This is a genomic window from Balneolales bacterium ANBcel1, from assembly GCA_029688905.1.
Taxonomy (GTDB): domain Bacteria; phylum Bacteroidota; class Rhodothermia; order Balneolales; family Natronogracilivirgulaceae; genus SLLW01.
This window is the reverse complement of record JARULB010000001.1, coordinates 16115-30670: the sequence shown is the minus strand read 5'-3', so window position 1 is coordinate 30670 and position 14556 is coordinate 16115. Positions and strand designations below refer to the sequence as shown.

Genomic DNA, 14556 nt, shown 5'->3' with positions numbered 1-14556 from the left:
GACCCAAGCGCTGGCCATCAAACGCTGCAACCGGCTTTCTGCCCGCTCTCCCGGAGGAATGAAAACCCGAATGGTTACCGCATAACCCGCCCCGGCTGGATGCGGCTGTGCACCACCCAGGCATCAGGATAGCGCAGGCGTACAAACTCGGTAAATTCCATTGCATGGTCGCGGTTCAGAAAATCGCCGACGTGCACACGGTAGTACGGCTGCTGGAACACCATGTAGGTGCGGGCGTGCGGTGGCGCGCTCACGCTGCTGATCCAGGATTCAAAATCCTCCCGGATCTCTTCGGCCAGACGGGCATCTCTCGTGGATATGATCTGGATCCGGAATCCCTGATTCGTGGCTCTCTGCTCCTGTTCCCTGATCTCCTCCATGTAGATCTCCGGGACCTGATTTCGGACCGTTTGCTGCTGATCTGCGAGCCGGCTCCGGTAGCTTGCCAGGTCAATTGACAGTTCGGGCAGTTCGGCCAGCAACTCCTCGGCCCGGGCCTCAATCGCCTCCATGGATTCCTCGTCCAGGGTTTCCTCGACGATCGCCATTTCGTCCAGCAACTCGGCCAGGTCGCCGTACTCCCTTTCGGCCTGATCCAGCAGCTGTTCCAGCTCATCGTCCTTCAGCTCGTCGGTAGAGGCGCAGGAGGAGACCAGCAGGAGCGTGCCCGTCAACAGCACCAAAAGCCACACAGGCGCTGCGGAAAACCGGGAAACCGGGATGGGGGGATGGTTCCGGCTATATGCCGACGGTCCCCGAAACGCCGAACGGAACACGGCCTGAAGGGATCGCATAAGGAAGATGGGCTGCATCATGTCTGTGAGTAAGAGTAAAAAAGAGGTAATTCGAAAAATAACGTATCGCCCCCGTCAATGTCCAGTTTCGGGCAGTTGGTCATAGGTTTTTCTTCCGCGGATGAAATAGTGCCATATCAGGGAGTACGGTTTTAAAACGGTACGGTCGGAGGGTTCGGTACGTTCCGCGAGAAGTTTTTTTCGCTGGCGCATCATCGCGGGCAGTGCCAGAAAAAAATGGAGATGGGCTCGGAGGATGGCCCCGGCCTCCCGGAAACGCAATCCCGGCAGCAGCCGGGCCAGTGCGACCTCATCCAGCACCAGCCGCATCAGCAGCCTTGGGAGCAGCCGGCCACCGGCACTGTTCTTGAAGATCATCTTCAGGTTGTTCCGGAAGTTGTAATAGACCTTTCGGGGCGATCCGGTCGGCAAGGAGCCGCCGCCCAGGTGATAGACCACCGAGTCGGGACAGTAGCTCACCCGGTATCCGCGGTTGCGCAGGCGCCAGCACAAATCGATCTCCTCCATGTGAAACTCGAAGGATTCATCAAACCCCCCGAGTTCCTCAAAGAGATCCGCGCGAATGGCAAGCGCCGCCCCGCTGGCCCACGCGATGTCACAGCGGTCGTCGTACTGGCCGCGGTCCTCTTCAAGAGTGTCAAAAACGCGGCCCCGGCAAAACGGGAAGGCGTGGCGGTCGAGAAAGCCGCCGGCGGCTCCGGCGTACTCAAACATGCCGGGCTGTTCATGGCTTCGAATCCTGGGTTGCAGCGCGGCTGTCTGCGGCTCACGATCCAGAATTCCGGAAAGGGGCCGGAGCCATCTCCCGGTCACCTTGACATCGTTGTTCAGGAACAGCAGGTATTTCCCCGAAGCCTGACGTGCGGCGCGGTTGTTCCCGCCGCAATAGCCGTAATTGTGATCCAGAGCTACCACCCGCACTTCGGGATAATGCTCCGCCACCCATTGGGCCGTGCCGTCGGTCGAGGCATTATCGGCAAGGATGATTTCCGCGTCGTCGCGGGAGTGTTCCCACACCGACGGGAGAAAGGTTTTCAGATGGTGCAGCGCGTTCCAGGTGACAATAATAATACTGAAGTCAGGCATCGTTATAGATTACAGCGGGGTTCGTAGCCGGGCCGCATTTTTTGCTTTACCCCTGTTGCTAATTGCCGTATCATGGCGATGTTGTTCGATACGGTGACCCTATGATACACAATAAGTACGATGCTTAAAATAGGGCTTATTTCTGATACCCATCACTATCTGGACCCTGAAGTCACTCGGCATTTTTCCGGTGTGGACGAGATTTGGCACGCCGGGGATTTCGGTACCATCGCCATCGCGGACCAGCTGCGGGAGATCGCCCCGCTTAAAGGGGTGTACGGAAATATCGATGGTGCGGATATCCGGGCCGAGTTCCCCCTGTTTCACAGGAACGACATCGAAGGGGTGGATGTGTGGATGACCCATATCGGAGGCAATCCGGGCCGCTACTCGCTGCCGATCAAGGGCATGCTTGAGGCGAATCCCCCCGATCTGTTCATCTGCGGACATACCCACATCCTGAAAATCGCCCGCGATCCCGACAAGAACAACATGATCTACATGAATCCGGGCGCCGCCGGCCGGCAGGGCTTTCAGGAATACCGCACCGTTCTGCGTTTCTGTCTCGACAGCGGAAAGGTCCGGGAGGTGGAAGTGATCAATCTCGGCAAACGGGCGCAGGAGTAATCTTCCGAAAACGTCACCCTTCCGACCGTTTCACCAAAAGCCCCACGTTCAGCGCCGACTGCAATACCATCGGGATGCCACCGCCCGGATGCGTGCTGCCGCCACACAGATAGAGGTTCCGGAACCACGGGGATTTATTGCGCGGTCGGGATAAAGCGGCGGCTTTGCTGTTCATTCCCGGTCCGTAAATGCTCCCGCGATGCAGATGATATATTCGCTCAAAATCCTCCGGAGTGATGGTTCGGCGAACCAAGATCGACTCGCGGAGTCCGCAAAGCCCCCGTTTTTCCAGTGTGTGGATGATGTGGTCGGTATACGTTTCTTTCCACTCAGGCCAGGGTTGACCGTTACGCGTATAGGGCGCGTTCACAAAAAGCATCAGGTTCGAGCAGCCCGGCGGAGCGTCATCGGGATCGGTATGGGAGGTGTTGACGAGATAAACGGTGGGCTCGTCCGCCAGCTCTCCGTTCTCGTAAATCGCCTGGAGCTCGCCTTCGTGATCGTCCGAGAAAAAAACGTTATGATGGACCAGGTCTTCGTAGGTCCGGTTGATGCCCAACATCACGACGAAGCCGGATGATGAGGGTTCGGTTCGGGATATTTTCCGGCGTTTCAGCCCCGGAAGGGCGTTTTCGGGCAGCAGGTTGAGATAGGTGTCGGTGGCGTCACTGCCGGCTACGACGGCATCGAATTCAATCAGTGAGCCATTGATCATCACCCCGGAAATCGACTTTTTACGGGATGGATCGGGAACGATCAGGTCAACCGGCATGCCGGTGTAGACATTTGCGCCGCAGTCCCGCGCAAGATCGTGCAGCGCCGAGGCCAGCCGGTACATGCCGCCGCCGATGTAGTTGCCGCCCAGCCTGAGTTCCTCGTACGGAATGATATTCATTGTGGCCGGGGCCCGGTACGCGGATGCTCCGTTGCTTACGGTAAACTGTTTGAAAAGCTGCCGCAGCCTTGGAGAGCTGAAAAAATCGTCAACGCGGCTGGCAACGGTAGCAAAGGAGTCGATATTGAGCATGCCGGGCAGATCTCGTATCTGAAGGTCACGCAGGCCCTGCAGAGGATTGAAGATAATGGATCCGGATGAGCGCCGGTAGAGATCGGCGCTGTAGCTCATGAATTTTTCCCAGGCGTCCACATCTTCGGGGGCGACGCGCAACAGCTCGTCCCGGTTCCGCTCGGCGTCCCGGTAGTTGTCGAAAAAAACACCGTCGGCGAACCGGTATCGGCAGAGCGGTTCAACCGGAAACCACTCGAGATAGGTTTCCGGCGTTTTGCCGCAGGCGGCAAAGACTTCATTGAGCAGGAAGGGCATGTTGAGCGTACTCGGACCGGCGTCAAAGCGGAAGCCGTCGGCACGGACTTCCTGCATCTTTCCGCCGATGAGGTCGTTTTGCTCAAACACGTCAACCTCATGGCCATCGGCCGCCAGGATCGCAGCCGCGGAGAGTCCGCCCAAACCGGCACCAATAACAACGATTTTCATCTTCGAATCACATTATTTCAGGCAACAGGCGGCCATATGCGGCGCCCGTAAGCGAATATCAGGCAGGCCGAGCTGTTCGTATCAGAGTCCGTCCTGCCGTAAGGATAAAACGGCCACCGACTCAATATGATATGTCCGCGGAAACATATCGACCGGCTGAACGCTGTCCAGCTGGTATCGTTCCGAGAGCAGGGCCACGTCACGCGCCTGTGTGGCACTGTTGCAGCTTACATAGATGATTTTCCGGGGGGCGAGCTTGAGCAGGCGCCGAACCACATCCTCGTGCATGCCGGCCCTCGGGGGATCTGTGATCACCACATCGGGCCGTCCGTGCCGTTCCACGAGCGCATCGTTAAAGATATCCTTCATGTCGCCGCGTTCAAAAACCGCGTGTTCGACACCGTTATCGACGGCATTTTCCCTGGCTTTTTCGATGGCCTGCTCATTGAGCTCGATGCCCACAATACGGCCGGCCATGCGGCTTGCATACAGGGTAAGCGTACCAACCCCGCAGTACAGGTCATATACAACGGGAACCTTCTGATCACCCAGAGAGCGGAGAACAATTTCATACAGGGCTTCGGCCTGGAGCGTATTGGTTTGGAAAAACGTACCGGGATCTATGCGGAAGCGATAGCTTCCGAGGTGCTCGTGGATGTGGCCTGGTCCGTGGATCAGATTCCGGTAGCGACCTTCGGAGGTGGGGGACCGGGTGTCGTTGACGGTATGGACGAAGGTGGTGATTTCGGGGAAAGATTCCAGCAGATGACCGGCCAGTGCCCGGACGGTCTCCTCCTCGTTGGTGCGGGTGACCAGGTTCACCATCAGGTCGCCGGTATGTTCGGCGTTGCGAATGACCAGGTGCCGCAGCAGGCCGGTGTGTTTGTGGGTATTGTACGGGGGGATGTCGTTCTGCAGGGCCCAGGCGCGCACGGCGTCCAGAATGCGATAGGAGACCGGGTGCTGAAGATGGCACTCCTCGATGTTGAGGATGCGGTCGTAGCGGCCCGGAACATGGAGGCCCAAGGCGAAATCCCTGTCGGGGATCTCCTGGCCTGACTGCACCTCGCTGTCGGTGAGCCAGCGGCGGTCGCCGAACGTATATTCCATTTTGTTGCGGTAGTGATAGGGCCGGGGTGCGCCAACGGGCGGTTCGGGTTTCAGATCCCGGAAACCGCCGATTCGCTGGAAATGGTCGGCGACGTGCCCCGCCTTGTAGGCCAGTTCGGTTTCATAGGGGATATGCTGCCAGGTACAACCTCCGCAGATCTCCGCGTGGCGGCATTCCGGCCGGATCCGGTCGGGTGACGGGGAGAGCAGCTCAAGCAGAACTCCTTCCGCGTATTTCTTCTTCTTTTTGATGATACGCACCTTCACCCGGTCACCGGGCGCTGTGTTCTTCACAAATACCGCGTACTCACCTACTTTGCCGAGGCCTTTTCCTTCAAAAGCCGCCGCGGTAATATCCAGTTCCAGTTCCCGGCCTTTTTTTACCGGAGAGGGGGGCTGCTGCTGATTCATTTAACTGATTTTCTCATTGACCGCCTCTTCCGTCGGGAGGTCATAGGTTTCAAAGAGCAGGGCGTACGCTTCTGCTTCCATTTCAACATTGTTCATGCGGGAAAGGGCGAGGTCGAGGTGCTGAATCGAAACGACGTTCAGGGTTTCCAGAAAACGAAGCGCGATCTTGGGGTGGCGTTTACTCAGAATCTGGTAATCGGAGATAAAAAAGCCGTAAAGCACACAATCGGTGACACAGCGGGCGGTGGCCTTGCGCCGGATCTGGTAATCCACGCTGAAAGCGCCGAACGATTCGGGCGGATGGAGCTGGGTGAGCTGGACCTGCTCCTGTTCAGGGTTTTCCTGGTACAGCAGTTCCACGGACCCCTGCTCAATCAGATACATCCCGGTGCCGGGGTCTCCCTGATAAAAAATCACTTCCCCGGCTTTGTATCGCCTCCGGTGGCTCAGTTGCAGCAGCTCATAGCGCTCCAGCTGCGAGAGGCGTTTCAGAAACGTTGATTGGAAAATCAGCTCCGACTGGGATTTTAAACGCTGCCAGAATTTGGGTTTGTACATGGCGGGATTCGGGTTTGCTGGTGGTAAACAGAGTGTATTCGGCGTACGGGACCGTTCCGGCAGGTTCAAAAGGGCAACCACCTGCCTGAATATCGACTCCATTGCCGGAAGCTCGAAATCGGCACTGCAGGCCGTTTTTTTTTACACCGGAAAATAGGGGATTGCGGGACTAAAAGGAATGGCCGATTCCGAAATGCCAGTAGGGGTTGCTGTTTTGAAACCAGCCCTGCTGAAGGTCGTGGATGCGGTAGGCCACATCAATCCGGAAGACGAAGTAGTCCCAGTCGAGGCGCAAACCGAATCCGGATCCCACGGCAATCTGCCGGTAGAATTCATCAACCCGGAATTTGCCTTCGTTAAACGGGCTTCGAGAGCCGTACCAGATATTCCCGAAATCGGTAAATCCGGCGATGCCCCAGTCGGTATTGATGAACCCTTGCAGAATGGTGTGCCGGTACTCCAGGAAACCGGCCAGTTTTATGTCGCCGCCATTGATGGGCGCTTCCCCCGCGCCTGCATCCAGGTCGGCGGGTCCCAGTCTGAGTGGCGCCCAGCCGCGGATGTCGTTACTGCCGCCGGCAAAGAAGCGCCGGTTGAGCGGTATCTGGGGGTTGGTGCCGAAGGCATGTGCATAACCGGCGAAAGCCCTCCAGGCAAATACTCCGTTTTCGAGGACCGGAATATATCGCCTGTAATCAACGGAAACCCTGGCAAAACGGCTGTAGGTCAGCGTACTGTCGCTCAGGCTCAGGGAAGGCACCGTACCCTGAACATCTCCCGGGTCGAAAATAAACCGGTCCATCAGCCAGGGAATGGTTCCGCCGAGCTCTATGGACGACTCGCTGAAGAATCCGTAGTTACGCTTGATGAGATCGGTATTGGCATACCGGAACGTGTATCGGGTGATGGAACTGAATTGCGGGTTGAAGTCTTCGAGGATGCGTTCAACCACAATATCGTCGAATCGGTCGCGGAGGTTTCGTTCGAAATCGGAGGTGGCGGAAGCATCCAGCCAGTCCAGCTCGATAAGGTCAAAGAGGCTGGCCATTTGCGGTCGGTGCCGCACCTCGAACTGGTTATTGAACCGGAAATTGGTGTTGATAGTGAAATTTTCCTGGGTACTCTGGGCCCAGCTGAAACGGTACCGGGTGGTGGCATTCAGGAAAAACGGGGTCTGGTCCAGGCGGCGAAACGGGAAATTCAGCCGTTGCACGGAATAGGCGGTGCTCAGCTCGGTACTGTTGAGCAGGGTTCCGCCGACATACTCGAAGCTGCCCTGCATCCCGATTTCAAAATTTTCGGCTCCGCGAAACAGGTTGTTGTTGATGTAACGCAAACCGGCGCCGGCGCCGAATCCGAGCCGTCTCATGCCGTAGAAGTCCAGCTGAATTCGGTGTTTCGGAAGAGTCTGCATTCGAATGAATACCGGCAGCAGCTCTCTGGAATAGTCGGGCAGGGAGCCGTCGTCACTATGGCTGAACTGGTTGACAGTCAGCATGCCGAGGTTCTGATACTGCGTAATCGTGTTGCGGTAATCCCTGTTGCTGTAGAGTGTTCCGGGTTTGAATATGAGCTGGTCGGCAAGGAGACCGGTCCGGGTTTTTGCCGATTCATCGACACGGATTACGATCTGGCGGGAGTCTTCGGTATACGGTTCACCGGACAGGGTGTCGGTTCGTACGTTGTCGAGCTGCCCCTCGGGCCCGGCAAGTTGCACGTGAACGTCCCCGAATCGGTAGAGTGAACCGGGGAAAATTCGGAACATCAGATCCAGCTCCTGCGTATTCACGGAATCTTCGCGCACAATGGCCAGTACGGAATCGCGGTTGGCGGAGGCGTAGCCGTTGTTGCGCAGGTGCTCCAGGATGCGGTTGCGCTCGGCTCCTACCTTTTCGTACGTAAAGGGCAGGCCCGAAACGAAGGTGGTGTCGTTGACAGAACGGGTGATCAACTCGCTGTCGCTGAAGAACTCGAAAATCTCGGTATCGGAGCCGATTACAGGCATTCCGCTGTAGTAGATTTCCCGCAGCCGTGACTGTTCCCCCTCCTGGATGATGAAAGAAACTTCGAGCCGTTCCCGGTCGAACGGAGTGAGGTTGGTATCAATGCGCGCTTCGCGAAACCCCTGAGATTCGTAGAAGTTGGTAAGGCGCTCCAGATCGCGGTTGAGAACAGCCAGGTCCAGCAGGGCGGGGGGTTCACCCAGCCGGTCCCAGACTTTGTGCAGCTGGTACCACATGGTGAGGCCCGGTATTCCGAGAAATCTCCGGTTGGGCCGTGTTCTGACGATTGACTGCAACTGCCCGTTGCTGAACGCATCGTTACCTACAAACCGCACGCGCCGTATGCGCAGATCTTCGAGGGAGCGAGAATCTGTATCAGCCTCTGTTTGTACCGAAGGTGCTTCCATCGGCGCCGGGATCGCAGGCGCAGCAATACCGAGCAGAAAGCACAATCCAAAGACACCCGATACGAATTTCAAAAATGATTTATCTCTGTAAAAAGTGAGCGTAAAGGCAAGGATACAGAATACAATCTATTCTGCGGGCCAAATAGATGCTGAGAGAAGGACGTTGGAACTTACATTCTGGCTATCGCATTCACCCGGCGTTAAAAAAGATAGCCGGCGTGGCGATCACACGTCATCATAGTCAAATCCTTCGTCCTCTTCTCCGTGGAAAAAGTCCTCTTTCATGATGTAGTCAGGCCAGATCTCTTCAATACTTTCGTATGGAGTATCATCTTCCTCGTCCAGCTCATAGAGATTATCGATGACCTGTTGAGGGCATCCGTTGCGCTCGGCCCACTCAATCAATTCGTTACGTGTAGCCGGCCAGGGGGCGTCCTCCAGGGTCGCAGCAAGTTCAACGGTCCAAATCATAGTAACTAAATCCGATTTTATGCGTTATCAAGTTTCGTGGGTTATAAACCAATAATTATGGAGAAATTCAAGTGCCTAACGGCATCAATACAAAATAATTTTGCCGGGGGTTAACCCTGTCGAGAAAGTTTGCTATTTTACGATATTCTCAGGTAGCAAAGAAACGTAAATTTTTAACATTTTTCTGAGGTTTTTTTATGGGATCATTCGGTGGCATGGAGTGGCTGGTTATCGCGTTGGCGGTGCTGCTTCTTTTTGGTGCAAAAAAAATTCCGGAACTGGCTCGAGGCCTGGGTCAGGGACTTACAGAGTTTCGAAAAGCTTCTTCCGACATACGCAAGGAGATCGAAAAAGGTTCCAGTGAACCGACTATTTCGGAACGTGACCAGAAGAGCAAAAAAGAGCCGGAGAAGGAAACGGTCAAAGAAGAGCAGAAGTCCGATAACTGAAATCCTCCCAGAAATCGTATTTATTCGTTTTGAATTACACTAGCATCCGAAGTGCGCGCCGGGCGGTGGAAGCCGGGGAAGCATCCCTGACTGATCTCGTATCCGGGTATTTTTCGCAAATTGAATCCGCCAATCCCGAAATCAACGCATTCACGCAGCTTCATCAGGATGAGGCCCTGGAGCAGGCGGCGGCCGTTCAGAAAAAGATCGAGGCGGGCAGTGCCGGGCCCCTTGCCGGTGCGGTTATGGGGATCAAGGAGGTGCTTTGCCAAAAAGGTGTCAAGGCGACGTGTGCTTCGCGGATGCTCGAATCATACGAGGCGGTTTACGATGCCACGGTGGTTGAGCGGATTTTGGAACAGGATGCGGTGATCGTCGGCCGGCTCAACATGGACGAATTCGCCATGGGGTCATCCACCGAAAATTCCATCCATGGACCGGTTAAAAACCCGCATAACACGCAGAAGGTTTCGGGTGGATCCAGCGGGGGGAGCGCGGCGGCCGTGGCCGCAGGCATGTGCGGCGCCACCCTCGGAACCGATACCGGTGGCTCCATCCGCCAGCCGGCGTCGTATTGCGGTGTGGTCGGACTCAAACCCAGCTACGGCCGGGTCTCCCGTTACGGCCTGATCGCCTACGCCTCTTCGTTTGATTGTATAGGTCCGCTTGCGACAAATGTAACCGATGCCGCGGTTCTGCTGAAAGCAATCGCCGGCCAGGATCCCCGCGATGCCACCTCATCCGCCCGCCCCGTGCCCGACTATCCCGCGCTGCTGGAGAAACCCGATCCCGCCATAAAAGTGGGCATCCCTGTCGAGTATTTCGGAGAGGGGCTGGACCCTGTGATTCGTGAACGTGTGATGGGCGTTGCGCGCAAACTGGAGCAGAAAGGGGCGCGGCTGGTCGATATTCGCCTGCCTCACCTCGAGTATGCGATCGCCACCTACTACATTCTTGCAACCGCGGAGGCCTCCAGCAACCTGGCGCGCTTTGACGGTATCCGTTACGGACACCGGGCCGACATGAAGAAAGTGAGAAAAGAGCTCAAGGAAGAGGAGGCCGCGATCCGGGCTTCCGTAACCGCCAACGGGACGGATACCGCGGCCCTGCAGCAGGAACTGAACGCGATGGACAGCCCCATGATCCGCCTGTACAAGCAAAGCCGGACCGAAGGCTTCGGGCCGGAGGTGAAGCGCCGTATCATGCTCGGCACCTATGTGCTCAGTGCCGGATACTATGAGGCCTATTACGGCAAGGCGCAGCGCATTCGCCGGTTGATCCGGCAGGATTTCGAGAACGCCTTCTCCGAAGTGGATGTGATCCTCTCGCCGACAGCACCGACAACGGCCTTCGACCTGGGATCCAAGCTGGACGACCCCCTCCAAATGTATCTCAACGATATCTATACCATATCGGCCAACCTTGCCGGGATTTGCGGCATCAGCGTTCCGGCCGGCCGGCACGATGCCGACAATATGCCGATCGGAGTTCAGCTGATGGCGGATGCCTTCCGGGAGCCACAGCTTTTCAACGCCGCGCTGCTGGCGGAAAATGCCGCTGGCTGAAATACTCACTGTATTTCTCTCTACTTCCCATGTCACTTCACCTACAACCATTTACCTGCTGCCGATGGCGGGTGCTGCTGCCGGCGGCCCTGATCTTCTGTTTCGGTGCCATTGCGTGCTCCTCGGAGGCGGATAATGACCGGTTTGGATTGGTTGACCGCGACCGCCATGTGCCGGCTTTCTCTGCGGATTCGGCATATCATTTTATCGAGCAGCAGGTAGCGTTTGGTCCGCGGAACCCCGGTTCGGCCGGCCACGCGCAGGCCATGGAGTACCTCGCAGAAACCCTGCGCAAATATGCAGGTAACCGTTCGGTCTTCATTCAGCGCTTTACTCACGTCGGATACGAAGAGGATCTCTATGATATGGGAAATATCATCGCCTCGTTTCGGCCCGATGTTACCGACAGGATCATGCTGCTGGCGCACTGGGATACGCGACCCAGAGCGGAACGTGACGGCGATCCGCGTTTGCGGCACGAGCCGATTCCCGGAGCCGACGATGGCGGCAGCGGTGTCGGTGTACTTCTGGAGCTGGCCAGGCTGTTTCGCGACCATCCCCCGCCCGTTGGCGTGGATATCATTTTGTTTGACGGTGAGGATTACGGCCATGAGGGCGACCTGGACTACTACTTCCTGGGTGCGCGCCATTGGGCAGCCAATCCGCCGGTGCCCGGCTACCGGCCCCGGTTCGGGATTTTGCTGGATATGGTCGGCGGTGAAGGCGCGGTTTTTCCCAAAGAGGGCTTTTCGATGCAGTACGCCCCGCAGCTGGTCAGGGAAGTCTGGGCACAGGCGGCCGAACTTGGGTATGAGGAGCTGTTCCCCGATCGCAGGGGATCCACGATTGCCGATGACCACTGGATTGTGAATCGCGACGCCGGTATCCCCACCATCAACATCATCCACCATAAACCGCCGGAAAGCGGCGGCGTCCGTTTCCCGGAATACTGGCACACCCACGACGACAACATGGAGATCATCAGCCGGGAGACGCTGCAGGCCGTCGGTGAGGTGATGACCCATTTCATCTATACACGAATCGGAAAACAGCAGAATGAACGCCAATAGAAAACCGGTGGCGCACCTGAACGTCCGTTTGCAGGTGCCTGACGAGCTGCAGGAGCTGGTGATCGGGGAGTTGCTGGACTACAGCTTTGAGGCATTTGAACAGCAGGAGGCCCTGCTCTCGGCATGGATTTCACCGGAGAAGTATGGTGATGCGCTGCGGGAACGGCTGCAAGAGTGGCTTTCGGGCCTGCCGGAAGAGTGCCGCATCCTTTCGGAAGAGCGCGTCGAGGAGAGGAACTGGAATGAGGAGTGGGAGAAGACGATTCGTCCGCAGACCATCGGCTCCTTCCACATCCACCCCACATGGACGGACGAACCCGTGCCTGCTGACAAGATAGCGATCGCCATCGATCCCAAAATGGCATTCGGAACGGGGTATCACGAAACCACGCGACTGTTGCTGCATCTGCTGCCGGGCAGTGTGGCAGAGGGCGACAAGGTGCTGGATATGGGGACCGGAACCGGAATTCTGGCCATCGGCGCACTCAAACTGGGCGCTTCCGAGGCCGTCGGCATTGACCTGGACCCGTGGTGCTATGACAACGCGAACGAAAACGCGGCGCTGAACCGGGTGGCCGGCCGGCTTGCGATTCGAATCGGTTCCTCCGAACAGATTCAGGATGAAGAACGGTTCGACCTGATCCTGGCAAATATCAACCGCAACGTGCTGCTGGATTTGGGCGACGAACTCACCCGGCGCCTGGCTCCCGGCGGACGCCTGCTGCTCTCCGGAATTTTGGAGGGAGACCGCACGGCCATAATGGCTCACCCCGCCTATGCTTCTCTTGAGTGTACCGATTCGCGGCAGGAAAACGAATGGCTTGCTCTGGTGCTTAAAAAAAGCTGATAACAGCGGCAGCGAATGAATAGATATCCGGCAACGCAAGTGCGGTTACCCAGATAGTGAAAGTGAAGATACCCGGCGGCGAAAGTGCAGAAACGGCTTAGAATTCATACCGGATTCTTGCTATATTTTCTGCGGAAATAATTAGCCCAGTTTCCGGCCGGTTCAATCAAATCAGGATTCGGATTATTGACAGGTACCCAATGAGCAACAGCAGCACAAAAGATATTACACTGGTGGAGGCAGCGCTTTCCGGCGATCAGAAAGCGTATCAGCAGCTTGTTGACAAGTACCAGAGGCCGTTGTATTTCCATGTGCTGAAAATGGTCAGGAACCGGGATGTGGTGGAGGATCTGGTCCAGGAGGCATTTCTGAAGGCGTTTGACTGCCTGAAGTCCTATAACAGGGAGTACGCGTTTTCCACCTGGATCTACCGGATCGCCACAAATCACACCATCGATTTTCTGCGTAAAAAAAAGCTTCAGACATACTCCATCGATGAGCCTGTGCCTGGTAAGGATGGAGAGATGAGGATGGAAATTGCGGACGAGACGTCCGGAACCGACCGTGATATCATCAGAAAGCAGCGACGCAAACTCATACGGGACGCGGTGGAGAGCCTGCCGGAGAAATACCGGCTGGTCATCCGGATGCGGCATATGGATGAGATGAGCTACGAAGAGATTTCCGAAGAACTGAATCTGCCGCTGGGTACGGTGAAGGCGCACATTTTCCGGGCGAGGGAGTTGCTTAACAAATACCTGAAGGATCGTATTCGCGCTTATTAAGATACCGGCCAGCGGGCTTCGCTGGGGAATCCCGGCTGGAACCGGCATCGCAGATCACTGCCGCGCCGCGAAAAAAAGCATTGGCGCGTGAATTCCGCAAGGGTTAAATACCGAAGCGCACTCCGAAAGAGAGTGTCAGCTGGTCAAATCCGGTAAGGAAAAAACGGGGTTCACCGTAAAGCAGCACCGGACCGGCATTGTACTCAATTCCAGCACCCACGCCAAGTGCCAGGTCGGTGTTGGAATCGGAAATGCTGCCGCCGTTGAAGGTCACCTCGAAGCTGTTGTAATGGATACCAAGCGACCCGATGCCGTAAAGCGTGATATCACCCTCCCGGTAGAACAGGTAATGGGCGTTGCCATTCAACTCGAAGAAGGTGTTGGATGCATCCTGGGGAGAATCGACAAACCAGTAGATAAAATCACCGCCGAACCGGAAGTCTTCGTTAAAGATGTAGTATCCTCCAAGTTGCAGGCCGAGTTCATCGATCGATTCTCCGTAGGTGAGTCCGCCGCCGATAAAGATATCGGAACCATCGTTTTGCTGGGCCATAGCGCCGGTGTGGGCAAGCAGCGTAATGGAGAGTATCAGGGTCAGTGAAAGGATTTTGTTGGTTGACTTCATGATATGCATGTCGGGTTTGGTTATCATTTTCCGGCCGGGAAACAGCTGCACATACAGATACAGTGTAGCCATCCGGCCGTTGACGGTTGGTGTTGCATTCCTTCTCGTTTTCATGTCGGACAGCTTCACAGGCGCAACCTGACTTATCTCTAAGTGATTAAATTACAAGGAAGGAGTGCCCTAATATACAAATGCCCGGACAGAACGCAAAAGATTCCAAAAAGAGATTGGG

Annotated in this window: 14 protein-coding genes; 6 read left to right on the top strand and 8 right to left on the bottom strand. The window is 56.3% G+C overall.

All coding sequences use genetic code 11. The features are described 5' to 3' along the window. Positions 1-74 precede the first annotated feature (74 nt). Both QA596_00130 and QA596_00125 read right to left on the bottom strand, forming a co-directional pair. Positions 75-794 (bottom strand): hypothetical protein, encoded by a 720-nt coding sequence (locus QA596_00130; GenBank protein MDG5765850.1) that lies wholly within the window; start codon positions 792-794, stop codon positions 75-77. Between the two features lie 75 nt (positions 795-869). Continuing rightward, positions 870-1901: a glycosyltransferase family 2 protein gene (locus tag QA596_00125; GenBank protein MDG5765849.1), complete on the bottom strand. Its 1032-nt coding sequence runs from the start codon at positions 1899-1901 to the stop codon at positions 870-872. 120 nt (positions 1902-2021) lie between these two features. Between QA596_00125 and QA596_00120 the strand changes: the two genes are divergently transcribed. Beyond that, positions 2022-2528, top strand: coding sequence for a metallophosphoesterase family protein (locus tag QA596_00120; GenBank protein MDG5765848.1), 507 nt, complete (start codon positions 2022-2024; stop codon positions 2526-2528). Positions 2529-2541: 13 nt separating this feature from the next. Here the strand turns inward: QA596_00120 and crtI are convergent, their stop codons facing one another. The 5 genes from crtI to QA596_00095 all read right to left on the bottom strand — a co-directional run bounded on the left by crtI (position 2542) and on the right by QA596_00095 (position 8983). After that, positions 2542-4023: a phytoene desaturase family protein gene (gene crtI, locus QA596_00115; GenBank protein MDG5765847.1), complete on the bottom strand. Its 1482-nt coding sequence runs from the start codon at positions 4021-4023 to the stop codon at positions 2542-2544. A gap of 81 nt (positions 4024-4104) precedes the next feature. Further along, on the bottom strand, positions 4105-5544 hold the full coding sequence (gene rlmD / locus QA596_00110; GenBank protein ID MDG5765846.1) for a 23S rRNA (uracil(1939)-C(5))-methyltransferase RlmD: 1440 nt from the start codon (positions 5542-5544) through the stop codon (positions 4105-4107). Further along, on the bottom strand, positions 5545-6102 hold the full coding sequence (locus QA596_00105; GenBank protein ID MDG5765845.1) for a cyclic nucleotide-binding domain-containing protein: 558 nt from the start codon (positions 6100-6102) through the stop codon (positions 5545-5547). Between the two features lie 169 nt (positions 6103-6271). Then, positions 6272-8512: a BamA/TamA family outer membrane protein gene (locus QA596_00100; GenBank protein MDG5765844.1), complete on the bottom strand. Its 2241-nt coding sequence runs from the start codon at positions 8510-8512 to the stop codon at positions 6272-6274. Between the two features lie 225 nt (positions 8513-8737). Further along, positions 8738-8983: a DUF2795 domain-containing protein gene (locus QA596_00095; protein MDG5765843.1), complete on the bottom strand. Its 246-nt coding sequence runs from the start codon at positions 8981-8983 to the stop codon at positions 8738-8740. A 197-nt stretch (positions 8984-9180) separates the two neighbouring features. On the opposite strand from QA596_00095, the gene QA596_00090 reads away from it, so the two are divergent. The 5 genes from QA596_00090 to QA596_00070 all read left to right on the top strand — a co-directional run bounded on the left by QA596_00090 (position 9181) and on the right by QA596_00070 (position 13699). After that, positions 9181-9432, top strand: coding sequence for a twin-arginine translocase TatA/TatE family subunit (locus tag QA596_00090; protein MDG5765842.1), 252 nt, complete (start codon positions 9181-9183; stop codon positions 9430-9432). A 29-nt stretch (positions 9433-9461) separates the two neighbouring features. After that, positions 9462-10997, top strand: a complete 1536-nt coding sequence (locus tag QA596_00085) for an amidase family protein (protein MDG5765841.1) — start codon at positions 9462-9464, stop codon at positions 10995-10997. Between the two features lie 29 nt (positions 10998-11026). Next, the gene (locus tag QA596_00080; GenBank protein ID MDG5765840.1) at positions 11027-12067 is read left to right on the top strand and encodes a M28 family peptidase; all 1041 of its coding nucleotides are present in this window, start codon (positions 11027-11029) and stop codon (positions 12065-12067) included. Beyond that, positions 12054-12914 (top strand): 50S ribosomal protein L11 methyltransferase, encoded by an 861-nt coding sequence (gene prmA / locus QA596_00075; protein MDG5765839.1) that lies wholly within the window; start codon positions 12054-12056, stop codon positions 12912-12914. Before QA596_00080 ends, prmA begins: the two co-directional genes overlap by 14 nt. A 200-nt stretch (positions 12915-13114) precedes the next feature. Continuing rightward, a complete protein-coding gene (locus QA596_00070; GenBank protein MDG5765838.1) occupies positions 13115-13699 on the top strand; it encodes a sigma-70 family RNA polymerase sigma factor in 585 nt (194 codons plus the stop codon). Between the two features lie 103 nt (positions 13700-13802). Here the strand turns inward: QA596_00070 and QA596_00065 are convergent, their stop codons facing one another. Next, on the bottom strand, positions 13803-14396 hold the full coding sequence (locus QA596_00065) for an outer membrane beta-barrel protein (GenBank protein MDG5765837.1): 594 nt from the start codon (positions 14394-14396) through the stop codon (positions 13803-13805). Positions 14397-14556: the final 160 nt, after the last annotated feature.

Excerpts from the sequence above, each read along its gene's own strand:
- QA596_00065 (MDG5765837.1), bottom strand. The coding sequence starts at position 14,396 with ATGGCTACACTGTATCTGTATGTGCAGCTGTTTCCCGGCCGGAAAATG.
- QA596_00070 (MDG5765838.1), top strand. The coding sequence starts at position 13,115 with ATGAGCAACAGCAGCACAAAAGATATTACACTGGTGGAGGCAGCGCTT.
- QA596_00130 (MDG5765850.1), bottom strand. The coding sequence starts at position 794 with ATGCGATCCCTTCAGGCCGTGTTCCGTTCGGCGTTTCGGGGACCGTCG.
- QA596_00090 (MDG5765842.1), top strand. The coding sequence starts at position 9,181 with ATGGGATCATTCGGTGGCATGGAGTGGCTGGTTATCGCGTTGGCGGTG.
- QA596_00080 (MDG5765840.1), top strand. The coding sequence starts at position 11,027 with ATGTCACTTCACCTACAACCATTTACCTGCTGCCGATGGCGGGTGCTG.
- crtI (MDG5765847.1), bottom strand. The coding sequence starts at position 4,023 with ATGAAAATCGTTGTTATTGGTGCCGGTTTGGGCGGACTCTCCGCGGCT.
- QA596_00105 (MDG5765845.1), bottom strand. The coding sequence starts at position 6,102 with ATGTACAAACCCAAATTCTGGCAGCGTTTAAAATCCCAGTCGGAGCTG.
- QA596_00095 (MDG5765843.1), bottom strand. The coding sequence starts at position 8,983 with ATGATTTGGACCGTTGAACTTGCTGCGACCCTGGAGGACGCCCCCTGG.
- rlmD (MDG5765846.1), bottom strand. The coding sequence starts at position 5,544 with ATGAATCAGCAGCAGCCCCCCTCTCCGGTAAAAAAAGGCCGGGAACTG.
- QA596_00125 (MDG5765849.1), bottom strand. The coding sequence starts at position 1,901 with ATGCCTGACTTCAGTATTATTATTGTCACCTGGAACGCGCTGCACCAT.
- QA596_00120 (MDG5765848.1), top strand. The coding sequence starts at position 2,022 with ATGCTTAAAATAGGGCTTATTTCTGATACCCATCACTATCTGGACCCT.
- prmA (MDG5765839.1), top strand. The coding sequence starts at position 12,054 with ATGAACGCCAATAGAAAACCGGTGGCGCACCTGAACGTCCGTTTGCAG.
- QA596_00100 (MDG5765844.1), bottom strand. The coding sequence starts at position 8,512 with ATGGAAGCACCTTCGGTACAAACAGAGGCTGATACAGATTCTCGCTCC.